The organism is Oleiphilus sp. HI0123, assembly GCF_001635315.1.
In genome coordinates, this window is record NZ_LWGE01001564.1 from 1 (window position 1) to 1,061 (window position 1,061).

Genomic DNA, 1,061 nt, shown 5'->3' on the forward strand with positions numbered 1-1,061 from the left:
ATACCGTCACGTTGCGGTGATGGAGTTGGTAGGCTTAAGTTGTTGTTACAATGAACGAAGTGATAAGAAAGAGGAGGCTGAGTCGCTCGATGACAATAGGACCTTATAAAATGGTGAGAAATGTTTAATAAGTATGATATTGCGGCAGTGATACCTGTCAGACTTGGTAGTTCAAGAGTTTCGCAAAAGGCCCTTCTTGAGGTTGGTGAAGACAAAATTAGTCTGTTAGCGTGGAAAATAAGACAGCTTAAGAAAGTGCTGTCAAAAGATAGCATATACGTTAGTACTGAGGCTGATGTACTGATGGATATTGCTCGAGAAGAGGGTGTAAAAGTTCATCGTCGCGATCAGTTCCTTGCTGACGGACATAAAGCTACTTTTAGTGAGGTCATTGTTGGTGTCGTTAAAGATATACCGCACGAGCACATTGCTTGGGTGACATGTGTTGTTCCTTTGATGAGTCCTCAAGAGTATTTGCAGGGGTTTCGTGAGTACTATGATCATGTTATTCCAGAAACTTCAAGTTTCGATAGCTTGGTTTCTGTAAACTTGCTCAAGGAATATTTTTGGGATGATGAAAAACCAATCAATTATTCTGCAACAAAGAAACATACCATTAGCCAGGAGCTGCCTAATATTTATAGGGTAACGAATGGGCTGTATATGGCTCCTAAGTCATTGATGCTTGATAAAGAGTATCTTCTTGGTAAGAACCCTTTTAAGTCCTGTGTTTCCAAGATTGCGGGCATCGATATAGATGAATACGAAGACTATGAAATTGCTCGTGATTTAATGGGGATTTATCAGAGCAATGAGTCTAAAACTCAAAATGAGAGTGTTATATTTCTGGACTTTGATGGTGTAATCGTAGATTCGGCTAAAGAAGCATATGCTATGGCTATGCTTGCGACTAAAAAATCTCAGAAACTTTCTGACGTAGACTTGAATAGTGAGCATTGCAGGAGGTTTCTCGAACAGCGTTGTCATATTGGTCCCGCGTGGAATTACTATTATCTATTAAAGTGTTTGGACGAAGAGAAGGACGTCCAATTTCTAGATAT

1 protein-coding gene is annotated in these 1,061 nt (G+C 39.8%); it reads left to right on the forward strand.

All coding sequences use genetic code 11. The features are described from left to right. Positions 1-120 precede the first annotated feature (120 nt). Positions 121-1,061, forward strand: a 941-nt coding sequence (locus A3761_RS20940; RefSeq protein WP_068750812.1) for a cytidylyltransferase domain-containing protein, incomplete at its 3' end; no start/stop codon positions are given.